Genomic DNA, 24174 nt, shown 5'->3' with positions numbered 1-24174 from the left:
GCTACGCCAGCGGTTCGACCGCCTCGACGAGGACCTGGAGCACGTGCCGGTACGGCTGTCCGGTGGCCCGGCTCATGCCCATCTCGCAGGTGCGGTTGCAGGAGGCGTACGCGTCGTGGTCGCGCTGGTTGACCTCGGCGGCCTGGGCGGCGGTGGCGCCGGCGGTGACCTCGGGATGCAGCAGCCCCCGGTCACCGGCGAAGGCGCAGCACCCCCAACTGTCCGGCACGGTCACCGTGTCGGCGACCGCCTCGGCCACCGTGCGCAGGTCGTCGCTGCCGCCCAGGTGCACCGTGGAGCAGGTGGGGTGCAGGGCCAACGAGCCCAGCCGCCGGGGTTGCGGCAGCACCGGCAGGAGGTGCTCGGCGGTGAAGGTCACGCTGTCGACGAAGCGCAGGGCGTCGTACCGTGCCCGGTCCTCCTCGGCCAGCGCGCCGGTCAGCTGGGTCAGCCCGTGCGTGCAGGACGACGCGTCGCACACGACGGGCAGGCGACCCTCGTCGCTGGCCTCCCACAGCGCGGCGAGGGTCCGCGCGGCCATCTCGCGGTGACCGGCCGGATAGCCCTTGGACTGCCACGGTGTGCCGCAGCACAGGCCCGCCGTGGCGGCCGGCACGACGACCGGCACGCCGGCCAGCTCGCACAGGCGCAGGAACGCCGCCGCCGCGCCGCCGGCCGGACCGTCCTCCGGCGCGAAGAGGCTGCCGACGCAGGCCGCGAAGAACACCGCCTGGGCGTCCGGCGCGTTGCGGGGTCGGGGGCGGGGAGCTCCGGCACGCGGCATGTCGTCGCTCCACTGTGGCACCAGTTCGGTGGCGCCGAGTCCACGGATCACCCCGGTGGCGGCCCGGGTCAACGCTGTCGGCACGACGTGTGCGGCGGTCAGCCCGACCCGGACGCCGGTCACGGCGCCCTTCCAGTGCCGGGCGACACCGCGGGCGGTGCGCTGGGCGGCAGGGCTGTGCCGTTCGGCGCGCAGCCGCTTCATGGCCGCGCCGGTGTCGATGCCGACCGGGCAGGCGGTGACGCAGAGGCTGTCCGCGGCGCAGCTGTCCACCGCGGCGTACGCGTAGTCGGCGGTCAGCTCGCGGCGGCGCTCCTCGTCGCCGGAGGCGGTGGCGAGGACGATCTGCCGTTGCAGGACGATGCGCTGCCGGGGCGTGGTGGTGACGTCGGCGGTGGGGCACACCGGCTCGCAGTAGCCACACTCGACGCAGGCGTCCAACTCGGGGTCGACGGTCGGGACGGCCTTGAGCTGCCGCAGGTGCACCCTCGGGTCGTCGTTGAGCAGCACACCCGGGTTGAGCAGGCCGCTCGGGTCGCACAGTTGCTTGAGGTCGCGCATCACGTCGTACAGTTCGTCGCCGTACTGGCGGCGGACGAAGGGTGCCATCGCCCGGCCGGTGCCGTGCTCGGCCTTGAGTGTTCCCCCCTCGGCGAGCACGAGGTCGACCATGTCCTCGGTGAACCGGGCGTAGCGGTTGATCTCGGCAGGTGTGTCGAAGGACTGGGTCAGCATGAAGTGCAGGTTGCCGTCGCGGGCGTGCCCGAAGATCACCGCGTCCGGGTAGCCGTGCCTGTCGAACAGGCCGATCAGCCCGTCGCAGGTGCCGGTCAGGCGCGGCATCGGCACCGCGATGTCCTCCAGCAGGGCCGTGGTGCCGGGCGGGCGCGCCCCGGCGACCGCCGTGTAGAGGCCCTTGCGCAGGTGCCAGAGCGTGGCCCGTTCGCGCGGGTCGCGGGTCAGTTCGGTGCCGGTGACGACGGGCAGCCGGTCGAGCACACCCCGGGCGTCGGCAAGCGTCGCGGCCAGCCGCTCCGCGCTGTCCTCGGTGAACTCCACGAGCAGCGCGGCGTGCCCGGTGATCGGCAGAGCGCGCAGGGCCGCGTTGGCGTCCGGGTCGCGCTGGCTGACCCGCAGCGCGGCCGCGTCGAGCAGTTCGGCGGTACGCGCACCGGCGGCGAGCAGGGCGGGCAGCGCGTCGGTGGCGGCGCTGAGGCCGGGCAGGATCAGCAGTCCGGTGGCGGCGTGCTGATGGATCTCGACGGTCCGGAAGACGGCCTCGGCCACGAAGCCGAGAGTGCCCTCGCTGCCGATCATCAGGTGGGCGAGCATGTCGGCCGGGCTGTCGTGGTCGAGCAGGGAGTTCAGCCCGTACCCCATGGTGTTCTTCATCGCGAACAGCCGCTCGATCGTGGCGCGCGACCCCGGCGTGGAGCGCACCCGGTCGCGCAGCCGCAGCAGCCCGGCGTGCAGCTCCGGCTCGTCGGCCCGCAGCCGGTCGTCGGCGTCGCGCGCGCCGGAGTCGACGACGGTGCCGGACGGCAGCACGAAGCGCAGCGACTCCATGGTGCGGTACGCGTTGTCGGTGGTGCCGCAGGTCATCCCGCTGGAGTTGTTGGCGACCATGCCACCCACCGTGCAGGCGGCCTCGCTGGCCGGGTCCGGGCCGAGCCGGCGCCGGTAGCGGGCCAGCCGAGCGTTGGCCTGCCGGATCGTCAGGCCCGGCTGGAGCCGGATGCGGCGGCCGTCGTCGAGCACCTCGGCGTGCCGCCAGTCGGTCCGGACGTCGACGAGCACGCCCGCGCCGCCGGCCTGCCCGGCGAGGCTGGTGCCGCCGCCGCGCAGGGTCAGCGGGACGCCGGCCTCCCGGGCGCCCGCCATCAGCGCCCCCACCTCGGCCACTGAGGCGGCGCGCACCACGGCCTGTGGCTCGAACAGGTACGGCGAGGCGTCGTGCGCCGCCGCCAGCCTGCGGGGCAGCTCACCGCTGACCCGGCTCGGATCGTCGAGGCGTGAGCGCAGCAGCTCGGCGACCTCGCGGGCGCGGACGCCGGCCGTGGTCGGCGCGGGTACGACGGTGCTCATGGCGGGTCCTCCCGGGAGGGTGGTCAGTCGGCGGCGATCAGCAACCGGTCCGGAGCGGTGTCGACAGGTGCCGGCAGCCGCAGCGGTTGGCGACCGGGGGTGATGCTGCCGAGCACCGAGGCGTGCCGCGCGCCGGTGCCCGAGGGCAGGGTGCCCGGCAGCCCGTGCACGGTCAGGTAGCCCAGCAGCGCGAAGGCGAGCGCCTCCTTGGCGTCCGACTCGATGCCCAGGTCGTCGCTTGAGGACAGCTGGACGTCGGGCAGCTCGTCGGCGATCATGCGCATCAGCGTCGGGTTGTGCGCGCCGCCGCCGGAGACGACGAGTCGGGTGACGCCGTGCTCGCGGCAGGCGCCGGCCACCGTGACGGCCGTCAGCCGGGTGAGCGTGGCCAGCACGTCCTGCGGGTCCGGCGTCGGCGCGTCGGCGAGGGCGGCGAGCAGGTACGGCATGTGGAACAGCTCCTTGCCGGTGCTCTTCGGGCCGGGCTGCCGGTAGTACGGCTCGTCGAGCAGCCGCCGCAGCAGGGCCTGGTCCACCTGTCCGGCCGCCGCCCCGCGCCCGTCCCGGTCGTACTCCTCGGTGCCGCCGCTGAAGTGGCGCACGGCGGCGTCGAGGAGCGCGTTGGCCGGGCCGGTGTCGTACGCGAGCGGGTCCGCATCCGGCGCGACGACTGTGATGTTGGCGATGCCGCCCAGGTTCAGCGCGGCGGGGACGCCGGGCAGGCCCCGCAGCAGCAGCGTGTCGAACAGGGCGACCAGGGGAGCGCCCTGGCCGCCCGCGGCGACGTCGCGGGTGCGCAGGTCGGCCACGACCGGGAGGCCGGTGGCCTCCGCGATCCAGGCCGGCTGACCCAGTTGCAGGGTGCCCCGGACCACCCCACCGTCGACCCAGTGGTGCATGGTCTGCCCGTGCGAGACGACCAGGTCGGCGTCTCCGCCGCACAGCTCCGCGAGCGCCCGCGCGCCGGCCTCGGCGAAGGCCTGGCCGATGCCGGTGTCCAACACCGTGATCGCCTCGGTGGTGGTCGGCGCGGGCGGCAGGGCGGCGGCGATCCGGGTGCGCAGTTCGTCGGGGTACGGGTGGCTGAGCCGGCCCAGTGGTCGCATCCGCAGGGTGTCGCCGCTGCTGTCGAACTCGGCGGCGGCGGCTTCGATGCCGTCGTAGGAGGTGCCGGACATCAGGCCGATGACACGCATCAGGTTCTCCTTCATGCCCGGCCGGCGGGCTCTGCCGCGTCGTCGATCTCGTCGGCGCGTCCATGGTCGTAGGGCGCTGCCGGTGCCGCGTGGAACCGGCTCGACACCGCGCCGACCAGCAGGGTGATCAGGACTCCGATCGGCACCAGCCACTGCGCGGCGATGGCGGTGGGGACGGTGTGCCCGGCCGTCGTGACGTCGATCTTGACGTAGCGCACGATGTAGGTCATCACCGCCACGGTGACCAGGAAGGCGACGAACGCGTCGACCTGGTTGGCCCGGCTGACCAGGCGGCCGAGCAGGAAGGCCCCGAGCAGCGCGCCGTAGGTGTAGCCGGCGATGGTCAGACCGGTCAGGTAGACGTTGCCGGTGCTGGAGCTGAACGCGCAGGCGAAGACCGCCATCAGCACCGCCCAGACCAGGGTCATCACCCGGGCGAGCCGCAGCATCGTGTCGTCGGAGGGCACCTTGCGGAAGAAGCTGTGGATGAAGTCGGCGACCGTGGAGTTGGACATCGAGTTCAGCGCCGACGACAGCGACCCCATCGCGGCGCCGAGGATGCCGGCGACCAGGAGGCCCGAGATGCCCACCGGCAGGGCGTGCAGGATGAAGCTCGGGTAGAGGTTGTCGCTGCTGGACAGGCCGAGTTCCTTGAAGGTCTGACCCTTGTTGTACGACCACAGCAGCGCGCCGACCAGGGAGAACGCCGCGAACTGGATGACCACGAAGATGCCCGAGGAGATCATCGCCTGCTGTCCCTCGCGCAGCGTGCGGGTGGACAGGATGCGCTGGACGATCAGCTGGTCCGAGCCGTGGCTGGCCATCGCGAAGATCGCGCCACCGATGATCGCGGTCGGCAGGGCGAACGGGCTGGTGAGCACGTGCGCGAGGTTGAGGTTGGTGTCGAAGAGCTGGAACTTGCCGGCGTCCAGCGCCTGCGAGTAGCCGTCGAAGCCGACGGCGTGGCTGAGCACCGCGATGGCCAGGATCGCCCCGCCCAGGTAGAGCCCCATCTGGATGGCGTCGGTCCAGATGACCGCCTTGATGCCGCCGAGGTAGGTGTAGATCACCGTGATCAGGGTCAGAACGATGATGATCGCCTGATAGCCGACATTCAGCCCGAACTCGTCGAGGAGCAGCTTGATCGGGATGGCCGAGGCGAACAGCCGTACACCCTCGGCGAGTAGGCGGGTGAAGACGAACGTGACAGACGCCAGACCCTGGAGTTTCAGGCCGAACCGCTCACCGAGGTACTGGTAGGCGCTCACGAAGCCACCCCGCTTGTAGAGCGGGATGAGCACCGCGGCCACGACGACCCGTCCGATCACGTAACCCAGGGCCAGCTCGACGTTGCCGAACCCCTGTCCGCTGTAGGCGCCACCAGGGACGCTGATCACGGTCAGGACGCTGGTCTCGGTGGCGACCACGGAGAACGAGACGGTCCACCACGGCAGCCGACCCTCGCCCACGAAGTAGTCCTTCGCGGACTTCTGTTTGCCGGACAGGCGTAGTCCGACATAGGCGATCACCACGAGGTACAGCACGATCACGACAAGGTCGAGTTGACGCACGGCTCGCTCCCAACCAGGAGTTGTCAATAAGTGACGCATGTCTAGCGTATCGCGAAACTTTTTGCCAGTCCCCGCCCGGGCTGGCTACGCTGTGGTCCCGGCCTGCGGATACGGGGGATGCGGGGCCCGACGCGACGGCCCACATCCACCGTGCCGTCCAGGCTGGCACGGTCGGAACGACGCGTTGCGGACGCGGCGCTCGACGAGCCGCTGCCCGTCGTCCGACCGCGACTGAACACCAGTGAGAGGAACGAGTAACCCCGTGGACCTCAGCACCCTCGGCACCGAGACCCGCAACGACAAGACCAGCGACCTCGACCTGATGTCCCCCACCGAGCTGCTCCTCGCGATGAACGACGAGGACCAGACGGTGGCCCAGGCGGTCCGCCGGGCCGTGCCGGACATCGCGGCCGCCGTCGACGTCGTCGTGGCATCGTTGCGCCGGGGCGGACGGTTGATCTATGTCGGTGCCGGCACCAGCGGTCGGATCGGCATGCTCGACGCCGTCGAGATCCCACCCACCTTCGGTACGTCGCCCGACCGGGTTCTCGGCCTGCTCGCCGGGGGAGCGCGAGCCTTCGGCGTCGCCGTCGAGGGCGCGGAGGACGACCCGAACCGCGCCGTCGCCGACCTCGACGCGGTCGGCCTGACCGCCCGCGACACGGTGGTCGGGCTCGCCGCCAGCGGCCGTACGCCCTACGTGGTGGGCGGGCTGGAGCACGCCCGCGCGCTCGGCGCGTCGACCGTCTCGGTGGCCTGCAACTCCGACGCGGTGATCAGCCGGTACGCCGACGTCGCCATCGAGGTGCCCACCGGCCCCGAGGTGCTCACCGGCTCCACCCGGCTCAAGGCCGGCACCGCCGAGAAGCTCGTCTGCAACATGCTCTCGACCGCCACGATGGCCCGGCTCGGCAAGGTCTACGGCAACCTGATGGTGGACATGAACGCCACGAACGAGAAGCTCGTCGACCGGGCACGTCGGATCGTCGCCGAGGCCGCCGACACGGATCTCGACAGCGCCGCGCGGGCGCTCGCGGCGGCGAACGGACACGCCAAGACGGCAATCGTGCTGCTGCTCGCGAACTGCACCGCCGAGGAGGCCGCAGCCCGGCTGCGCGACGCCGACGACGACGTCCGCGCGGCGGTCGCGGCCTGAGAGGCGGCGGCCGCACCGATGGCCGCCTGCTCGCCCTCGGCTCGATCCAGAGTCGACGAAGCGCCCCGTCCGGGTCGGACGGGGCGCTTCGTCGTGTCAGCCGAGCTTCGGGTAGGAAACCGTTCGGTCCCCGTCGGCGTCGGTCGCGGTGGCCAGCTCGATCCGGGGGGACCGGTCCGGCGGGAGGTGGGCATGGTCGGCGATGACGACGACGTCCACCTCCCCGTCGATCATGGCCTGCTCGACGGTCTCCCACGGTGCCCGCAGTATTCCCGCGAATCGGTACGAGTGTCGGCGAAGGTGCGCAAGGCACGTCGCGACGGCGGGCTCCGCCGGCTCGATGTCGGCGGGAATCCAGATAACGGCTATCTCCATGGTCCTCTCCTGATCAACGTCGTGGACGCGAGTGGGTGATCAGGAGTTGTCGTGGCGGTGGGGGACCCCGCTCCACCGGTCGGCTGGCAGCGCGCCTGTCGACGGCGGTGACGGTGCGCCCCGGGCCCAGCAACGCGCTGGGCGGGGCAGCCTCGGTTGTCGACGAGGGTGCATCGGTGCCGCCGGTGCTGGCACCGGTGGGCGCTGACGCGAGGGCCAGCACGAGCGCCGGTGGCCCCGACGCGGGACGGGCGGGTGGCCGGGGCGGCTCGTCGGTGACCGCGGCCGTCGCCACCCGCGCCCGATCCGGTGTCCGGCCGTCGGAGGTGCGGTGCACGGCCGGGGACACCGTCGCCGGTGCCGACGGCGAGGCAGCGCGTGCCGCCGCGGAGGCCGGGTTCGACGGTGTGGGCGTGGCCCGCGGCGAAGACGACGGCGACGGACGGACCGGCCGCGTCGGTACGGCGGTGGAGGGATCGGTCGGCAGCGGTACGGCCGACGGCAGGGGAGCGGTGGACGGCAGGGGGAGTGCGGTCGGCAGGGGGAGCGCGGTCGGCAACGGCAGGGGGACGGACAGCCGCACCTCGACGAGGTCGGGCACCCGCACGGTGATGGTGCTGGGCGAGGTGCCGACCTCCACCAGCTGGAGACTCGTCGGCAACGGTAGCGGCGGGTCGGCGTGGGCGGGGTTGGTGCCCAGGGCCGCGCCGAGCGCCGCGGCCCCGAACGCCGCCGCTGGAAGGCTGTGCCGCAGCCGCATCAGACGGAGGCCACCGACAGCCGCGGCGCGAGCCCGGCCCGGCTCGATTCACCGGTACGGTGCCGCTGGCCGAGCGGTTGCCCGTCGCGTTCTGCCGTTCCCTCCATGCGCGGGTTCTTGCCCCGGGAATCCCCGGCCTACACCTTCTGTCGATGTCTGGGTGGCTGGCTCGCGCGTCCGACCTGGAGGCGGGCGCCGACGGATCACACCCGGGTTTCGGCGGGCGCCGGGGCGGGGTCGAGCGGCAGGTCGCGCATCCGGCGCATCGGGGTCGACAGATAGATGATCGGGGAGAGCACGGTGAGCGCGCCGAAGATCAGCAGGGTCGTGCGCGCGCCGAGCGGCCCGGCCAGGACGCCGGCGAGCAGACCACCGAGCGGAATGGCGCCCCAGGAGACGAACTTGACAGTGGCGATCACCCGCGAGAGAAGCTCCGGCGGGCTGGCGAGCATCCGGTACGTGCGGGTGGTCACGCTGAGCACCACAGTGGAGCCGGCGAAGACGAGATTCCCGACCGCGAAGGCGACGTAGGCGGCGGTGCCGGTGCCCAGCGGGATCATGAGCGCGCCGACCACGCCGACGAAGGCAGCGATGATCAGACCACGTGCGGTGCCGAACCGGTCGGTGAAGCGGGTGGTCAGCGCGGCGCCGATGAGCGTGCCGAGCCCGTCGGCGGCGATCAGCAGCCCGACCAGGAGCGGCGACGCGTGCAGCTCGCGCACCAGATAGAACGGGAAGAGCGCCAGCATGGCGCCGTTGACGAAGTTCGTCGCGGTGGCGTCCCACATGGCCGGCCCGATGATCGGGTGGCGCAGCACGTAGTGCCAGCCCTCGCGGATCATCGTGACCATCGGTGGCCGCTGGTCCGGTTGCCGCACCTGCCGGGCCGGCAGGGTGCGCAGCAGCACCGCGGAGACCACATAGCTGACGGCGTCCACGAGCAGCGTGGGCACCGCTCCCACCAGTTGCACCGCGAGCCCGCCCAGGGACGGCCCGCCGAGCTGGGTGGCGGCATGGGTGCCCGAGTTGAGACTGTTGCGCGCCTGCAACTGGGCGGCCGGCACGATCTCCGGCAGGAAGGTCTGGTTCGCCACGTCGAACAGCACGTTGGCGAAGCTCACGACCAGGGCGACCACGACCAGTTGGGCCACCGTCAGGGCGTCGTACCACCAGGCCAGGGGGACGGACGCGACGGCGAGGGCCCGGACCAGGTCCAGGGCGACCTGCATGCCGCGTAGCGGCACACGCTGCACGATCACCCCCGCCGGCAGACTGATCAGGAGGTACGCGAGGTAGCCGGCCGCCGTGATCAGACCCATGTCGAACGCCGACGCGTCCAGCACGACAAGCGCGGTCAGCGGCAGGGCCACCCCGCCGACCGCCGAGCCGAGGTGGCTGGTCGTGCTTGCCACCCACCAACGCCAGAACGCAGTAAGTTCCATAATGGAACTCAATATAGCGGTGCGGGCATGGGCGGTCGACCCCGCGCTGCGACGCCCAGTCGAGCACCCGTCGCTGGCACCGGTTGCCAGCGGATCTCGGCGGCGTTACGTTGGGATCTCATCGACGGACGTCTACGTCGCAACGTACGGGGGCTGTATGTCCACGCCTGTCACTCGTCGCACCGTTCTGGCTGGTGGGGCCGGTGCCGCCATCGGCCTGGCCCTGCCCGGCCTCGCCGCCCACGCCAGTGGACGCCATCCCAGCACCGTGAGCTTCACCCTCGACGCGACAACACTGGACGGCGGTGAGCAGGTCACCTCCGTCACCCTCGACACCCGCCGGCTCGGGCCGATCGACCCGGCCGGGCTGACCCCCGCCACGTTCAGCGTGCACGCCAAGGCCACCAGCCCGCTCCCGATCGCTCCCGGCGACCAGATCTTCAGCGAGTACGACCTGGACCGTACGGTGACCGCGGCCCGCCTCGACCGGCACGGCAACATCGTGCTGGAGTTGAGCCACGCCGAAGGTCAACCCGGCGGTGGCACCCTCGGCTACATCCTGAGCAAGGGCCGCAACGTCCGGCTGGACCTCGTCTACACCATCACGCAGAACACCCCGATCGCCCGGCGTCACGGCTCGCCGGTCACCATCACGCGCTTCGTGCAGGGACGGCTGTCGAACCCCGAGGTGGACGCCTTCACCCAGCACGTCTCGGGCTCGGGTATGAAGTACCGGCTGTATTCCCCCGACCACTCGCCCCGGCACGGTCGACGGCCGCTGGTCGTCTGGCTGCACGGCGCCGGCGAGGGTGCCTCGTTGCCCGACGACTACTACGACAACGAGACCACCCTGCGCGCCAACCGGGGGGCGCTCGGCTTCGCCACCCCGCAGGCGCAGCGGATCTTCTCCGGCGCGTACGTCGTGGCTCCGCAGAGCACCTCCTACTGGATGGAGGACGGCCCCCGCTTCGCCCCGCTGATCCGCGAGATCATCCAGGACCTGGTCCGCCGCGAGCGCGTCGACCCCGACCGGATCTACGTGGTCGGCTGCAGCAACGGCGGCTACATGTCCCTGGAGATGACAGTCACCTATCCCGACCTGTTCGCCGCGTCGGTGCCGATCTGCGGCGTCGTCGAGCCGCTCGACGGGCAGGGCCCGCCGCTGATCACCGACGCGGAACTGGCGGCGATCCACACCCCGACCTGGCTGGTCACCTCGCGCGACGACGACACCGTGCCACCGGAGACCAACACGATCCACGCCCACGACCTCATCCCGGGATCGCTGATCACCCTCTACGACCAGGTCGTCTGGAACGGCTACCGGTTCCCCGGCCACTTCTCCTGGATCTACGTGGCCCGCAACGACCCGAGCCTCGACGGCACCCACATCTGGCAGTGGATGGCCCGCCGCCGTCGGTGAGCGCAGGGAGTGCGGCCGCCCGAACCCGGGGGGCCGCACTCCCTCGGTTCAACACCAGGTGAGTGTCGAGTTGACCCGCGTGACGTTGCTGATGGTGTTGTTCGCCCCGCCGCAGGGGCTCTGGGTGATGTTGGTGCCGCTGACTGTCAGGTTCTGCAACCGGATGCCGGAGGAGATCGGAAACTCGGTCCGTGCCGCGATCCGCACCTCACCGCCGCCGGTCACCGTCCCGGCCACCCCGGCGATCACGACGTTGTAGCAGTTCTCCACCAGGATCGCGTTGTTGCCGGTGTTCGAGATCGTCACCCGGTCGATGACCGCGCCACCGGACTCGGACACGCAGAAGATCCCTCGGCCTCCCCCGGACGCGAGCACGGTGCCGACCCGGATGTTCGTCGGGTACGAGTTGCCCACCCGACCGTTGCGGTTGGCCATCCGGAACGCCGCGTACCCGGTGCCGGTCCCGGCGCCCTGCGCGTCGACAGTGCCGATCGTGGCGTTGATCGTGTCGTTGAGCAGCAGGCCGGAGTCGCGGGTGTTGCGTGCTGTGACCGTGCCGATCGTCAGACCGTCCACACCGTAGGTCTCCACCCCGTGCGTCCCGGTCCCGGACACGTACACGGTGTCGATGCGGACGTTGCGAACCTTGACCGCCCGGTCACCGCCGTGGTTGTCGATGCGGACGCCCAGGCCGGCGGAGAGCCGCATGTCGATCTGCCCGAGGGTCAGGTTGTTCACGTTGCGCATGAAGATCCCGTACAACGGGGACCCGGTCAGCGTGAGATTCTGCACCTCGACGTCGGTGGTCCCCCGCGAGTACACAGGTGCCTGGTCACCCGAGCCCGACCCGGTCACGTTGATCGTGCCGCACACGGCCAGGGTCGTGTACGACGGCAGTGACAACCGTGCGCCCGCGCTCATCGAGCCGGAGCCGCGCACCACCACCCGCTGCTTCGACGTACGACCCGCCGACAGCGAGGTGACCGCCGCCTGCATCGCCGACAACATGTCCGCACCCGAGTAGACGGTCGACGAGCCGTTGCGGGCCGTCCAGGTGCTTCCGCTCAGCACGGCCTCGGCGTTGCTCGACCCGCTGCCACACCCGGTCGGTGGCGTGCTGCCGCCGACCGCGACCAACTGCCACTGCTGGTTCGGGCCGTTGCCGTCGGCGTACTGGCTGATCCGGCCGCCGTCGGCGGTGGACCGCTCCCAGACCTCGAGTGCCTTGGCGGAGTGGCGGTTGATCAGCCGGACGTAACCGCCGTCGGAATCGAGGACCTGGAACTGCTGGTTGGCGCCGTTGGCATCGGGCCACTGGCGGAAGTCGGCACCGTCGGCGGTGTTCCACTCCCAGAGGTCGACGACCTTGCCGCTGTGCCGAGCCTTGAGGCGGTAGTAACCGCCGCCGGAGGAGACGAACTGGAACTGCTGCCACGCGCCGTCGTTGCGGGACCACTGCTGCAGCACGGCGCCGTCCGCCGTCGAGGTGTCCCGGACGTCGAGCACCTTGCCGCTGTATCTGTTGACCAGGACGTAGTAGGCGTTGGTGTCGATGCTCGCCGCCGCTGCCGGCGGTGCGCCGACGACGACGGCGGCGGCCGCGCCGACCAGCGTGGTGATCATGGCGAGCACCAGGCCCGCCCGGATCGATCCGCCGCCGGGCGGTCTTGTCCTGCTGGGAAAGGGCATCGCTCCTCCTGGACGGGATCGGCTCCGGGCGAGCCGGGACGGGTGTCGACGGCCGCGGGCACCGCAGCCGGTGGGCGGCTATTCCAGGTGGAAGGTGGCCGAGGCGCGGTCGGCGCTCGAACTCACCGGCTCCACGTAGAGCAGGCCGCCGCGGTGACGCACGTGTCGGCCCGGGAAGTTGTGGGACTCCAGGGAGATCCCGGCGCTGTCGGCGAGGCCGGACTGGCGACGGAAGCTCGCGTCACCGCCGAAGAGGGCCGAGCCGTCGTTCTTCTCGACGTACAGGGCGTAGCCCCGGTGGCGCAGGTAGTACCCGGGGAAGTTCGTCGACTCCAGCGACACCGATCCGCCGCCGGCGAGCCCGTTGACGATCCGGAACTGCGAGTCCGCCAGATTCGTCACGTTCGGCTCGATCCGGGCCCGGTACTCCCAGTGCCGGACGTAGCTGGTGGTCAGGTCGTGGGAACGCAGCCGGACCGGGGTGACTCCGTCGGGCACCGGAATGCCGAAGTTCGGGGTGCCGTCGGCGTTCCAGTACACCTTCTGCAGCCGGGTCCGCCGGTTCGGATCGTTGAGCGGGTCACCGCTGATGTCGCGGTAGTTGCGGTCGTGATAGACCAGGATGTCGCTCTGCCCATCCTCGGAGACGGTGAACGAGTTGTGGCCGGGGCCGTACTGGCTGGTGGCGGCGTTGCTGACGAACACCGGGTTGGGGCTCTTGCTCCAGGAGCCGGCGTCGAGCAGGTTCGCGGTGGTGGAGGCGCTCAGCATCCCGAGGCAGTAGTTGGCATCGGTGGCGCTGGCCGAGTAGGTCAGGAAGATGCGGCCGTTGCGCTGGATCACCGCCGGCCCCTCGGCGACCCGGTAGCCGCGGGTCTCCCAGTCGTACGTCGGCACGACGAGCCGGGTCACGGTGCCGGTGATCTGCCACGGGTTGGCACCCATCCGGGCGAGGTAGACGTTGGAGTTGTTGGAGATGCCCGGCTCCTGCTGCGCCCAGGTCAGATAGCGCACCCCGTTCGCGACGAAGGTCGAGGCGTCCAGGCTGAAGGTGTCCCAGGGTGTCGTGATCCGTCCACGTTCGGTCCACGAACCGGTGAGCGGGTTCGCGCTGGCGTTCTCCAGCGCGTACATCCGGATCCGCCACACGTCGTCGGCCCGGCCGGCGGCGAAGTAGATGTACCACCTGTTGTTGATGAAGTGGATCTCCGGTGCCCAGATGTGGGCGCCCATCTCTCCGCTGGTGTGCCGGCTCCAGATCGTCGACTCCGCCGCCGTCGCCAGCCCCTGCAGGGTCGTCGCCCGTCGCAGCACGATCCGGTCGTACTGCGGCACGGTGGCGGTCAGGTAGTAGTAGCCGTCGGTGTGCCGGAAGATGTGCGGGTCGGCCCGCTGGTTCACCAGCGGGTTCGTGTAGTTGACGGCCGGTGCGGCCTGCGCCGGCCCCGCCGCTGGCAGGCCGGCCGACACGGCGAGCACCACCAGCACCGCGGCCACGGCCGACCGTAGACGTCCGGGGGCGCGGCGGTTGGCGTGGGGGAGTGGCAGCGGCATCTGTCCTCCGTGAGGTTCGTGGGCGACCGGTGGTCAGGACGGCGGTACCAGCCGACCTGTCGGGGTCGACCGGTTGAACGCCCGAGCAGCGACCGCGAACCGGGCGGGGTCGGGCCTGGTGGCGACACCACCACGGGCGGCCTACCTGCGGCGTCCCGCCGGGGACGGAGAGCGAGCGGGCCGGGAAACATGACGGTGGCGTTGCGCCCAGGTTGCGGTCATAGTGTTGGCGTTAACATCGACGTGTGTCAAGGAATTCTGGTCGTGACCTGCACGGCCTGGTATGCCGGCCGCGCAGTCGGGCCTCAGCACGTCGACCATGCCGGTGACCTCGGGCGGGCACCGCCGTCGCCGGCTTTTGCGCCGGACCACGGTCAGGGGGCGACCAGCCCGGTCCGGTACGCGACGACGACGGCCTGGACCCGGTCGCGCAGGCCCAGCTTGGCCAGGATCCGGGCGACGTGCGTCTTCACTGTCGCCTCCGACAGGTGCAGGCGACCGGCGAGTTCGGCGTTGCTCAGGCCGTGGGCCAGCAGGCCCAGCACCTCCAGCTCACGCGGGGTCAGGGCGGACAGGTCCCGGTGGATGGTCGGCGGGTCGGTGTCGCGCTGGGCGAACCGTTGCACCAGCCGCCGGGTGATCGTCGGCGCCAGCAGCGCGTCGCCGGAGCGGACCAGCCGGACCGCACCCACCAGATGCTCCGGAGTGACGTCCTTGAGGAGGAAGCCGCTGGCTCCCGCGGTCAGTGCCGCGTACACGTACTGGTCCAGGTCGAAGGTCGTGAGCATGATGATGCGCGGCGCCTCGCCAACGCCGGCGAGGATCTGGCGGGCGGCCGCGAGACCGTCCAGGTCGGGCATCCGGATGTCCATCAGGACCACGTCGGGCCGGTGCCGGTGGACCGCGTCGACCGCCTCGACCCCGGTCGTCGCCTCGGCGACCACGTCGATCCCGTCGGCGGTCAGGATCATCCGGAACCCGGCCCGGACCAACGCCTGGTCGTCGGCGACCACCACCCGCAGTGGTGCGGTCATGCCTCGCCCCCCAACGGTGCGCCCGTCCGACCGTCGTCCGCGACGCCGTCGACCACGACATTCTCCATCGGGATCAGGGCCTGGACACGGTACCCGCCGGTGAGTCGTGGACCCGCCGCGAGCGTGCCACCGTAGACCGCGAGCCGTTCGCGCAGACCGATCAGCCCTCGCCCGGTGCCGGTGGTCACGCCGGCTCGGCCGCCGGTGTCGGTGACCTCGACGCGCAGGTGCTCCCCGCCGTACTCGACGAGCACGCGCACGGATGCGCCGGCAGCGTGTTTGACCGCGTTCGTCAACGCCTCCTGCACCAGCCGGTAGACGGTCAGCTCGACGCCCGACGGCAGCGGCCCCCGCTGCCCGCGGACGACGAGCTCGACCGTGACCCCCGAGTCGCGTACCCGCTGCACCAGCGCACCCAGCCCGTCGAGACCGGGCTGCGGCACCAGGTCGGTCCCGCCCTCCTGCCCGAGAACGTCGTCGTCCATGGTGAGTAGACCCATCACGTGCCGCAGCTCGGTCATCGCCGCCCGGCCGCCGGCCTCGACCGCGAGCAGCGCCGCCCGGGCGTCCTCGGGCCTGGACTCCATCACCTTGCGGGCCGCGCCGGCCTGGATCACCATCACGCTCACGTTGTGGGTCACCACGTCGTGCAACTCCCGGGCGATCCGGGCCCGTTCGACCTCCGTCGCCCGGCGCAGCGCCTCCACCTGCTCGTGCTCCATGGCCACCATCCGCGCCCGGCCCTCGTCGGCGTGCTCCTTCCACCGGCGTAGCCCGTCGGCGGCCACCGCGATCGGCAGCAGGATCAGGAACGGCACGGCGCTGTCGGACACCGAGCTGGCGTCCGACTGCAACCCGGCGTGCAGGATCGCGGCGGCCGGCAGGCTGGCCAACGCCAGGATCTTGTACGGGCTGAAGACAGCGGCGCTGTAGCCGGCCACCACGCAGGCGAAGAAGGACAGCCGCAGCGCGGCCGGATTGTCGTCGACCAGCCCGGCGCTCGCCAGCACCACCCAGAGCGTCCCCAACGGGTACCGGCGGCGAAACACCAACGGAAGCACGACGAGGATGAGCAGCGCCGCCGTCCAGCCGGTGCCGTCGTCCTCGACCGGCAGGAAGGGTGGCCACACCGGGTCGGGTGGCACCGGCGGACCCCGCCAGAGCTCACCCCGATCCACCTCGACCCGGTACGGCCTCGGCCCGTCAGCGTCACCCGTACCCGCCTGGATGGCGAGGAGGCCGAGCCCGAGTGCCAGGAGCGCGTCGAACAGCTGCCCCCGGCGCGACAACGGCGGCAACTGGCCCACCGGACGCGCCAGGGACCGGATGTGCGACCACAGCCGGATCAACACCGCACGCCCCGTCATCTGTTCATTCTCGGTGCCGACCGCGCCGGTGGGCATCCGCCAGGCGAGCGGTGTCGCTACATCACACGCCTACCTCGCAGGGATGACGCCGGCAGTGCTCATCCCGACGCGGTACCGAAGATGCCTCCCGCTGCCGATGTGTCCGACTCGTCCCCGCCCCTAGCGTCAGCCCCGCCAGCTCACCACCACCTGAGGAGACGGGGACATGACCACACCGCTTATCGAGTTGCACGAGGTGACACGCCGGTACGACGAAGGGCCACCGGCGCTGCGTGCGGTGTCGTTGAGTGTCGCGCCCGGCGAGGCGGTGGCGATCCTCGGCCCGTCCGGCAGCGGCAAGTCGACGATGCTGAACCTGGTGGCCGGGCTGGACCGGCCGAGCACCGGCACGGTCACCGTCGACGGGGTGCGGGTCGACCAGCTCGGCGAGGCGGCCTCCGCCCGGTACCGGAGGGCCCGGATCGGCCTGGTGTTCCAGTTCTTCAACCTCCTCGACGACCTGACCGTCGCCGACAACGTCATGCTGCCGGCACAGCTGGCCGGGATGGGCCGCGGCACCGCGCAGCGGCGGGCGGCCGAGTTGCTCGGCCGGCTCGGCGTCGACCGACACGCCGGCGCGTACCCCGGGAGGCTCTCCGGCGGTGAACGCCAGCGGGTCGCCGTCGCCCGCGCGCTGATGAACCGGCCGCCGCTGCTGCTGGCCGACGAGCCGACCGGGGCGTTGGACACCGCCTCCGGCGAGGAGGTCATGCGCCTGCTGACCGAACTGCACGCCGACGGCCAGACCATCGTCGTGGTCACCCACGACCTGGTCCTCGCCGAGCGGTGCGCGACCCGGACCGTCCAGCTCCTGGACGGGCAGGTCGCCGCCGACTCCGCGTTGGAGCGGATCCGATGAGCGCGCTGGCTCGGGTCGTCCGCGCCGGGGTCGGGCGGCGACGCGTACAGACTGTCGTGATCGGTCTGGTCGTGATGATCGCGGTGACCTCGGCCGTCCTCGGCGGTTCGCTGATGGTGGCCTCCCGCGGACCCTTCGACCGGGCCTTCAGCCAGCAGCAGGGCGCGCACCTCGCCGCCCAGTTCGACGCGGACGCGGTCACCGAGGCGCAGCTGGCCGCCTCCGCGGGCGTCGCCGGGGTCGCCGGGTCGGCGGGACCGTTCCCGAACGCGGAGCTGAACCTGACCAGCCCGACGGGTAACCCGGTGCCGCCGCTGACCGTCGTCGGACGCGCCGATCCGGGCGGCGCGGTCGACCGGGTCGACGTCGTCGACGGCCGGTGGGCGACCGGCCCGGGGGAGATCGTGCTGGCCACGGGGGAGCGCCTGCGGTTACCGCCGAAGGTGCTCGGCCAGCGGTGGACGGTGTCCGACGCGCCGGGCAGCCCGTCGGTGACAGTCGTCGGGCTGGCCCGGTCGGCCAGTCAGACCGCCGACGCCTGGACCACCCCGGCGCAGCTCGTGGCCTGGACCGGTCCCGACGGCCCGCGCGCCTACCAGATGCTCTACCGCTTCACCGAGGCCGGCACGGCCGCCCAGGTCCAGGCCGGTCGGACCGCGGTGCAGGCGTCCGTCCCCGCCGCCGCGCTCGACAGCGCCGTGTCGTGGCTCGACGTCCGCCGGGAGGCCACCGGTGAGACCGTCCTGCTGGTGCCGTTCCTGATCGCCTTCGGCATGCTGGGTGTGGTCATGGCGGTGCTGATCATCGGCAACGTCATCGCCGGCGCGGTCTCCACCGCCACCCGCCGGATCGGCATCCTCAAGGCGCTCGGCTTCACGCCGGCCCAGGTGGTCCGGGCGTACGTGGGGCAGGCGCTCATCCCGGCCACTGTCGGTGCGGCGCTCGGTGTGGTCGCCGGCAACCTCCTGACCGTGCCGATCCTCGCCCAGACCGACCGGATCTACGGTACGGACGACAACGGGGTCGCGCTCTGGGTCGACGCGGTGGTGGCCGGCGGCGCGCTCACCCTCGTGGCGGTGACCGCCCTGGCCGCCGCGGTCCGGGCCGGCCGGTTGCGCAGCGTCGACGCGCTCGCCGTCGGGCGTACCCCCCGGCCCGGCCGCGGTCGGTGGGCGGCCCGCCTGACCAGCAGGCTGCCGATCTCCCGGCCGGTGACGCTCGGCCTGGCGCACCCCTTCGCCCGACCGGTACGAGCGGTGAGCATCGTCGCCGCGATCGCGTTCGGCGCGGCAGCGGTCACCTTCGCGGTCGGTCTCGGTACGTCGCTGAACCGGATCCAGGAGGTCGAGGACATCGCCGACGTCCAGGTCGGGCAGCCGCACCGGATGCCGCAGGGCGGCCCGCCGCCGGGCCCGGGGCAGCCGCCGGGCCCGGGGCAGCGACCGGGTCCGGTGCAGGAGCAGCCGTTCGGCGACCCGGCGGCGATCGAGCGGGTGATCGCCGACCAGGCGGGCACCGACGGGTACCTGGGCACGGCCCGCAGCGAGGTCACCGCCGCGGGGATCACCGGCGAGCTGAACGCGGTCGCCGTCACCGGGCCGGACGCGGCGCGCTACTACCGGATGGTGTCGGGGACCTGGCTGACCGGCCCGGCGCAGATCGTCGTCTCGACGCCGTTCCTCACGGCGGCCGGAAAAGGGGTCGGTGACCGCGTCGTGCTGACCGACAAGGGCGTCGACATCCCCGTCACGATCGTCGGTGAGGCGTTCAACATCGACGACGACGGCATGCAGGTCGTCACCGACGTCGCCACGCTGCGGGCGGCCGAGCCGGAGCTGGCACCGTCGATGTACTACGTCACGGTGGAGCCCGGCACCGACGCCAGGGCGTACGCCACGGCGTTGACGGCGGCCCTGGACCCGTTCGGCGCGGTGGCTGACGGCCTCAACCACGAGCCCGACGAGATGATCATCATCATCAACGCGCTGACCGGTCTGCTCAGCCTCCTGCTGATGGTCGTCGCCGGCCTCGGCGTGCTGAACACGGTTGTCCTGGAGACCCGGGAACGCGTCCACGACCTGGGCGTGCACAAGGCGCTCGGGATGACACCCCGGCAGACCACGGTGATGGTCATCGCCTCGGTCGTGGTCACCGGCCTGGTCGGCGGCGCGGTCGGTGCGGGGGTCGGCGTGCTGCTGCAACGCACGGTCATCACCGAGATGGCGAGCAGCGTGGGCTTCCGTCTGCCGGACGCGGTCCTGGACGTGTACAGCTCGGTCGACCTGTTGCTCTTCGGTCTCGGCGGGTTGGTCATCGCCGTGGTCGGCGCCCTGCTGCCGGCCGGCTGGGCGGCGAAGACCCGGGTCGCGGTGGCACTGCGAACGGAGTGACGAGAAGGAACCGCCGCTCACGGGGTTGCCCGTGAGCGGCGGTCACCTGCCCGCACCAGGAGCTCAGCTGCGGCGGCCGGTGGGGGATCAGTCCGCCCGGAGCCGGCTCTTCTGCACCTTGCCCAGAGCGTTGCGCGGCAGGGCCTCGACCAGCCGCACCTGCCGGGGACGCTTGTGTGTCGACAGCTGCCGGGCCACGAACTCGATCAGATCCGCCTCGTCGAGCGCGTCACCCACGACGTACGCCGTCACCTGTTGGCCGAGGTCCGGGTGCGGCGTGCCCACCACCGCGGCCTCCCGGACGCCGGGATGCGCCAGCAGCGCGTCCTCCACCTCGCCGGCGCCGATCCGGTAACCGCCGCTCTTGATCAGGTCGGTGGCTGCCCGGCCGACGATGCGATGCCAGCCGTCCGGACCGATCGTGGCCACGTCGCCGGTGCGGAACCACCCGTCCGTGGTGCGGGCGGCGGCGTCCGCGTCGGGCCGGTTCAGGTACCCGTCGAAGAGGGTCGGGCCGCACACCTCAAGCTCGCCCATCGCCACCCCGTCGGTGGGCATCGATCGGCCCTGCTCGTCGACGACGCGGGTGCGTACCCCCGGCAACGGCAGACCGACGGCGCCCGGGCGGCGGGGGCCGTCGGCGGTGGCGCTCACCGTGATCAACGTTTCGGTCATCCCGTACCGTTCGACGATCTGGTGGCCGGTGAGCCGGGTCAGGTCGGCGAAGACGGTCGCGGGCAGAGCCGCGCTGCCCGACACGAGCAGCCGCGCGGCGCGCAGGGCCCGGGCCGAGGGCTCGTCGGCGGCGATCCGGGACCAGATGGTGGGGACGCCGAAATAGAGGGAGCCGGCCGCCGCCGCGTACCGCTGGGGGCGGGGTTGGCCCACGTGGTGCAGCCGGCTGCCCACGCGCAGGGGGCCGAGCACCCCGAGCACCAGCCCGTGTACGTGGAACAGCGGCAGGCCGTGCACGAGCAGGTCGTCCGGCGTCCACTGCCAGGCCGCGGCGAGCCCGTCGAGGCAGGCGGCGATGGCGCGGCGGGAGAGCGTCACGCCCTTCGGCGCGCCGGTGGTGCCGCTGGTGTAGAGAATCAGCGCGATGCCGGCCGGATCCGGCTCCGGATGGTTGGTGTCCGATCGTCGCGCGAGGTCGATCGGAATGGTCGGCAGCCCGTCGGGTGCCTCGCGGCGCTCCGCGTCGGCCGGCACGAGCAACGCTCCGGGCGCCGCGTCGCGCAGGATGTGCTCCCGTTCCATCGGGCCGGCGTCCGGTGGCACCGGTATCACCGCCGACCCGGCCAGCAGCGCGCCGACGACGCCGACCACGGTGTGCAGGCTGGCGGTCGCGTCGATTGCGACACGGTCCACACCACGCAGGTCGTCGGCCACCGCACCGGCGAGCCGCCGCAACTCCACCCACGACGTCGCCCGGTCGTCGACGCGGATCGCGTCCGGGTGCTCGTCGGTCGACGCGAGCAGCCAACTCAGCAGCACAGGCAGGTGCCCCTTCTCGTCGTACCCCGCGGCGCGCACCGGCGCGCGACGGCCGACAAAAGCAAAAGGCAAGGAGATCAGACTCCCTGCCACTTCTAACTTATAGCGCAGCGGGGGGCTTGCGGCAAGGCCCGGGTCGTGCCGCAGAATCGGCGGCCGAACGCGGCGTCGACAAGGAAAACGGGGGCCCGACGTGGGTGTGTGTTCGTTGTACGGGGGACGCGGCCACCGCGATCCGCGGTCGGGAGTGGCGGTGCGGTTGCCCGCGACCGCGGCTAACCGGGAGGTGTGGCAATGATCGAGCAGTACGTGTTGGATCTTCGAGAGGTTGACGAGACGCGTGTCGCGCTCGTCGGCGGCAAGGCCGCGAACCTGGGAAGCCTGTCCCGGATCGACGGCATAGGCGTGCCGGCTGGCTTCTGCGTGACGACCGCCGCCTTCCGGCGGATCCTGGCGGACGCACCGGCGATCGACGATGCGCTCGATCAGCTGTCACGCCTGAGCCCGGATGACCGGGAGGCGATCGGAGCGCTCAGCGCGCAGGTCCGCCGGAACATCGAGGGGACCCCCATCCCTGGCGATCTCGCCGCGGCGATCACCCGGCGGCTCGCCGTGCTCGGCGAGCGATCCGCCTACGCCGTGCGATCCAGCGCGACGGCAGAGGACATGCCGACCGCGTCCTTCGCCGGTCAGCAGGACACCTACCTGAACGTCCTGGGCCCGGCGGCGATCCTTGGGCACCTCAGCCGGTGCTGGGCGTCGCTGTTCACCGAGCGGGCCGTGACCTACCGCCTGCGCAACGGCTTCGACCACCGGAGGGTCGGCATGGCCGTGGTCGTGCAGCAGATGGTCTTCCCCCAGTCGGCCGGCGTCCTGTTCACGGCGGACCCCGTCACCGGCAACCGGAAGGTCGCCACCGTGGACGCGAGCTTCGGCCTCGGTGAGGCCCTGGTCTCCGGGCGGGTGAACCCGGACGTCTTCGCGGTGCGCGACGGTGCGGTCATCGCCAGGACCGTCGCCGCCAAGCGGGTCGCCGTGCACGCCCTGCCGACCGGTGGGACGCGGGAGGTGACGATCGACCCGCAGCGGCAGGAGCAACCGGCGCTCACGGATGCGCAGATCGTACGACTCGTGCAGCTCGGGCGACGGATCGAGGCGCATTTCGGACGGCCACAGGACATCGAATGGTGTCTGGTCGACGACGACTTCCAGATCGTGCAGAGCCGGCCGATCACCACGCTCTTCCCCATCCCCGCAGTCGGCGACCAGGAGAACCATGTCTACCTCTCCGTCGGTCACCAGCAGATGATGACCGACCCCATGAAGCCGCTGGGGCTCTCCATGTGGCAGCTGACGGCCATGGCGCCGATGCTCGATGCCGGCGGGAGACTGTTCGTCGACGCCACCCGGATCCTGGCCTCGCCCGGGAGCCGGGCCGGGTTCCTGAAGATGGCGGACCGGACCGACCCGCTGACCAGGGACGCGCTGGAGACGGTCCTGGAGCGCCCCGACCTCGTTCCGGCGCTCGCGGACAGCGGTTCCGTCAGTCCGCCGGTTCGGGGTGCGTCCGCCCCGATCGAGACCGATCCCGCCATCGTGACCCAACTGATCGAGCGCAGCGAGGCGGCCGTCACCGCCCTGCGGCACGACATCGCGGCGTTGAGTGGCCCGGCGCTGTTCGACTACCTGCTGACGGCCTTCGCGGAGCACAAGCGCGACCTCGGCGATCCGCTGAGCATGCAGGCGATCATGGCGGGGATGGAGGCCACCTGGTGGCTCAACGACCGGCTGGGGGAGTGGTTGGGCGAGAGGAACGCGGCCGACATCCTCACCCTGTCCGCCCCCGGCAACGTCACGTCGGAGATGGGGCTCGCGCTGCTCGACGTCGCGGACGTGATCCGTCCGCATCCGGAGGTGGTGGCGTTCCTGCGGGGCGTCCAGGACGACGGCTTCCTGGACGAGCTGCCGAAGCTCGCGGGCGGGCCCGAGGCGCGCGACGCCATCGAGGCCTACCTCGACCGGTACGGCATGCGCTGCGTCGGCGAGATCGACATCACCAGGCCGCGGTGGCGCGAACGCCCCGCCACGCTCGTGCCCGTGCTCCTGGACAACGTCGCGAACTTCGAGCCGGGTGCCGCCCAGCGGCGCTTCGAGCAGGGGCGGCAGGAGGCGCGGGAGAAGGAACGCGAGGTGTTGACACGCCTGCGGGCACTGCCGGACGGGGAGCAGAAGGCCGACGAGACCAAGCGGATGATCGACCGGGTCCGGACCTTCGTCGGCTATCGGGAGTACCCGAAGTACGGCATCATCAGCCGCTACTTCGTCTACAAGCAGGCCCTGATGCGAGAGGCCGAGCGCCTCGTGCGGGCCGGCGTGCTCCGTGACCGGGAGGACGTCTTCTATCTCACGTTCCAGGAGTTGCACGACGTCGTGCGCACGAACCAGGCGGTGGACGACGCACTGATCCAGCGCCGCAGGGACGAGTTCCGGTCGTACCACGCGCTCACGCCGCCCCGGGTGCTGACCTCGGACGGCGAGGCCATCACCGGGGCATACCGGCGCGACGACGTGCCGGCCGGCGCTCTGATCGGCCTACCGGTGTCCGCCGGGACGGTCGAGGGGCGTGCCCGCGTCATCCTGGACCTGGCCCAGGCTCATCTCGAACCGGGCGACATCCTCGTCACGGCCCACACGGACCCGAGCTGGACGCCTCTCTTCGTCGCCGTCGCGGGCCTGGTGACGGAGGTCGGCGGCCTGATGACGCACGGCGCGGTGATCGCCCGGGAGTACGGTCTGCCGGCTGTCGTCAGCGTGGTGGACGCCACCCGGCTGATTGCCGACGGGCAGCGGATCCGCGTACACGGCAGCGACGGGTACGTCGAGATTCTGTCCTGACCGACCAGGCGTCGGGGGTGGCCGTCTGGTGGACCGTGCGGCAGGGGCGGTGCCGGGCGAC

At 71.8% G+C, this 24174-nt stretch carries 16 protein-coding genes; 5 read left to right on the top strand and 11 right to left on the bottom strand.

Translation table 11 applies throughout. The features are described 5' to 3' along the window. Position 1 precedes the first annotated feature (1 nt). The 3 genes from ACGFIQ_RS21430 to ACGFIQ_RS21420 are packed head-to-tail and all read right to left on the bottom strand — an operon-like array spanning position 2 to position 5636. Complete coding sequence (locus ACGFIQ_RS21430) at positions 2–2869, bottom strand: FAD-binding and (Fe-S)-binding domain-containing protein (RefSeq protein ID WP_393246123.1); 2868 nt, start codon at positions 2867–2869, stop codon at positions 2–4. 23 nt (positions 2870–2892) lie between these two features. Beyond that, positions 2893–4065, bottom strand: coding sequence for an anhydro-N-acetylmuramic acid kinase (locus ACGFIQ_RS21425; RefSeq protein WP_393246121.1), 1173 nt, complete (start codon positions 4063–4065; stop codon positions 2893–2895). 11 nt (positions 4066–4076) lie between these two features. Then, positions 4077–5636, bottom strand: coding sequence for a sodium:solute symporter (locus ACGFIQ_RS21420; protein WP_393246119.1), 1560 nt, complete (start codon positions 5634–5636; stop codon positions 4077–4079). A 262-nt stretch (positions 5637–5898) separates the two neighbouring features. On the opposite strand from ACGFIQ_RS21420, the gene murQ reads away from it, so the two are divergent. Next, positions 5899–6792, top strand: coding sequence for an N-acetylmuramic acid 6-phosphate etherase (gene murQ / locus ACGFIQ_RS21415; RefSeq protein ID WP_393246117.1), 894 nt, complete (start codon positions 5899–5901; stop codon positions 6790–6792). Positions 6793–6888: 96 nt separating this feature from the next. On the opposite strand, the gene ACGFIQ_RS21410 is transcribed toward murQ, so the two are convergent. From ACGFIQ_RS21410 to ACGFIQ_RS21400, 3 genes are all read right to left on the bottom strand, one after another. After that, positions 6889–7167: a hypothetical protein gene (locus tag ACGFIQ_RS21410; RefSeq protein ID WP_393246115.1), complete on the bottom strand. Its 279-nt coding sequence runs from the start codon at positions 7165–7167 to the stop codon at positions 6889–6891. A gap of 13 nt (positions 7168–7180) precedes the next feature. Continuing rightward, positions 7181–7927 (bottom strand): hypothetical protein, encoded by a 747-nt coding sequence (locus ACGFIQ_RS21405; RefSeq protein ID WP_393246113.1) that lies wholly within the window; start codon positions 7925–7927, stop codon positions 7181–7183. Positions 7928–8130: 203 nt separating this feature from the next. Then, on the bottom strand, positions 8131–9369 hold the full coding sequence (locus ACGFIQ_RS21400) for an MFS transporter (RefSeq protein ID WP_393246111.1): 1239 nt from the start codon (positions 9367–9369) through the stop codon (positions 8131–8133). A gap of 157 nt (positions 9370–9526) precedes the next feature. On the opposite strand from ACGFIQ_RS21400, the gene ACGFIQ_RS21395 reads away from it, so the two are divergent. Beyond that, positions 9527–10792: a prolyl oligopeptidase family serine peptidase gene (locus ACGFIQ_RS21395; RefSeq protein WP_393246109.1), complete on the top strand. Its 1266-nt coding sequence runs from the start codon at positions 9527–9529 to the stop codon at positions 10790–10792. A 48-nt stretch (positions 10793–10840) separates the two neighbouring features. Here ACGFIQ_RS21395 and ACGFIQ_RS21390 read toward each other — a convergent pair whose 3' ends face one another. The 4 genes from ACGFIQ_RS21390 to ACGFIQ_RS21375 all read right to left on the bottom strand — a co-directional run bounded on the left by ACGFIQ_RS21390 (position 10841) and on the right by ACGFIQ_RS21375 (position 16436). Further along, entirely contained in the window at positions 10841–12481 is a 1641-nt protein-coding gene (locus ACGFIQ_RS21390) for an RICIN domain-containing protein (protein WP_393246107.1), read from the bottom strand. Between the two features lie 78 nt (positions 12482–12559). Next, positions 12560–14035: a family 43 glycosylhydrolase gene (locus tag ACGFIQ_RS21385; protein WP_393246105.1), complete on the bottom strand. Its 1476-nt coding sequence runs from the start codon at positions 14033–14035 to the stop codon at positions 12560–12562. Positions 14036–14409: 374 nt separating this feature from the next. Next, positions 14410–15069, bottom strand: coding sequence for a response regulator (locus ACGFIQ_RS21380; RefSeq protein ID WP_393246103.1), 660 nt, complete (start codon positions 15067–15069; stop codon positions 14410–14412). Next, a complete protein-coding gene (locus ACGFIQ_RS21375; protein ID WP_393246101.1) occupies positions 15066–16436 on the bottom strand; it encodes a sensor histidine kinase in 1371 nt (456 codons plus the stop codon). The genes ACGFIQ_RS21380 and ACGFIQ_RS21375 overlap by 4 nt, the downstream gene beginning before the upstream one ends. A gap of 205 nt (positions 16437–16641) precedes the next feature. Here ACGFIQ_RS21375 and ACGFIQ_RS21370 point away from each other — a divergent pair, with 205 nt between their 5' ends. Further along, a complete protein-coding gene (locus ACGFIQ_RS21370) occupies positions 16642–17334 on the top strand; it encodes an ABC transporter ATP-binding protein (protein WP_393246099.1) in 693 nt (230 codons plus the stop codon). After that, the gene (locus ACGFIQ_RS21365; protein ID WP_393246097.1) at positions 17331–19724 is read left to right on the top strand and encodes an FtsX-like permease family protein; all 2394 of its coding nucleotides are present in this window, start codon (positions 17331–17333) and stop codon (positions 19722–19724) included. Before ACGFIQ_RS21370 ends, ACGFIQ_RS21365 begins: the two co-directional genes overlap by 4 nt. A gap of 87 nt (positions 19725–19811) precedes the next feature. Here ACGFIQ_RS21365 and ACGFIQ_RS21360 read toward each other — a convergent pair whose 3' ends face one another. Next, positions 19812–21218: an acyl-CoA synthetase gene (locus tag ACGFIQ_RS21360; protein ID WP_393246492.1), complete on the bottom strand. Its 1407-nt coding sequence runs from the start codon at positions 21216–21218 to the stop codon at positions 19812–19814. A 294-nt stretch (positions 21219–21512) separates the two neighbouring features. Here ACGFIQ_RS21360 and rph point away from each other — a divergent pair, with 294 nt between their 5' ends. Beyond that, positions 21513–24113, top strand: coding sequence for a rifamycin-inactivating phosphotransferase (gene rph / locus ACGFIQ_RS21355; protein WP_393246095.1), 2601 nt, complete (start codon positions 21513–21515; stop codon positions 24111–24113). Positions 24114–24174 lie beyond the last annotated feature (61 nt).

This window comes from Micromonospora sp. NPDC048898, assembly GCF_043198035.1.
Classification (GTDB): domain Bacteria; phylum Actinomycetota; class Actinomycetes; order Mycobacteriales; family Micromonosporaceae; genus Micromonospora.
Note: the sequence above shows the minus strand (reverse complement) of the source record. Positions and strands in the feature narration are given on the sequence as shown.

What these genes read in the sequence shown, in the direction of transcription:
- ACGFIQ_RS21430 (WP_393246123.1), bottom strand. Translation starts at nt 2,869, where the DNA reads ATGAGCACCGTCGTACCCGCGCCGACCACGGCCGGCGTCCGCGCCCGC.
- ACGFIQ_RS21425 (WP_393246121.1), bottom strand. Translation starts at nt 4,065, where the DNA reads ATGCGTGTCATCGGCCTGATGTCCGGCACCTCCTACGACGGCATCGAA.
- ACGFIQ_RS21405 (WP_393246113.1), bottom strand. Translation starts at nt 7,927, where the DNA reads ATGCGGCTGCGGCACAGCCTTCCAGCGGCGGCGTTCGGGGCCGCGGCG.
- ACGFIQ_RS21375 (WP_393246101.1), bottom strand. Translation starts at nt 16,436, where the DNA reads ATGACGGGGCGTGCGGTGTTGATCCGGCTGTGGTCGCACATCCGGTCC.
- ACGFIQ_RS21385 (WP_393246105.1), bottom strand. Translation starts at nt 14,035, where the DNA reads ATGCCGCTGCCACTCCCCCACGCCAACCGCCGCGCCCCCGGACGTCTA.
- ACGFIQ_RS21395 (WP_393246109.1), top strand. Translation starts at nt 9,527, where the DNA reads ATGTCCACGCCTGTCACTCGTCGCACCGTTCTGGCTGGTGGGGCCGGT.
- ACGFIQ_RS21410 (WP_393246115.1), bottom strand. Translation starts at nt 7,167, where the DNA reads ATGGAGATAGCCGTTATCTGGATTCCCGCCGACATCGAGCCGGCGGAG.
- ACGFIQ_RS21370 (WP_393246099.1), top strand. Translation starts at nt 16,642, where the DNA reads ATGACCACACCGCTTATCGAGTTGCACGAGGTGACACGCCGGTACGAC.
- ACGFIQ_RS21400 (WP_393246111.1), bottom strand. Translation starts at nt 9,369, where the DNA reads ATGGAACTTACTGCGTTCTGGCGTTGGTGGGTGGCAAGCACGACCAGC.
- ACGFIQ_RS21380 (WP_393246103.1), bottom strand. Translation starts at nt 15,069, where the DNA reads ATGACCGCACCACTGCGGGTGGTGGTCGCCGACGACCAGGCGTTGGTC.
- ACGFIQ_RS21365 (WP_393246097.1), top strand. Translation starts at nt 17,331, where the DNA reads ATGAGCGCGCTGGCTCGGGTCGTCCGCGCCGGGGTCGGGCGGCGACGC.
- rph (WP_393246095.1), top strand. Translation starts at nt 21,513, where the DNA reads ATGATCGAGCAGTACGTGTTGGATCTTCGAGAGGTTGACGAGACGCGT.
- ACGFIQ_RS21390 (WP_393246107.1), bottom strand. Translation starts at nt 12,481, where the DNA reads ATGCCCTTTCCCAGCAGGACAAGACCGCCCGGCGGCGGATCGATCCGG.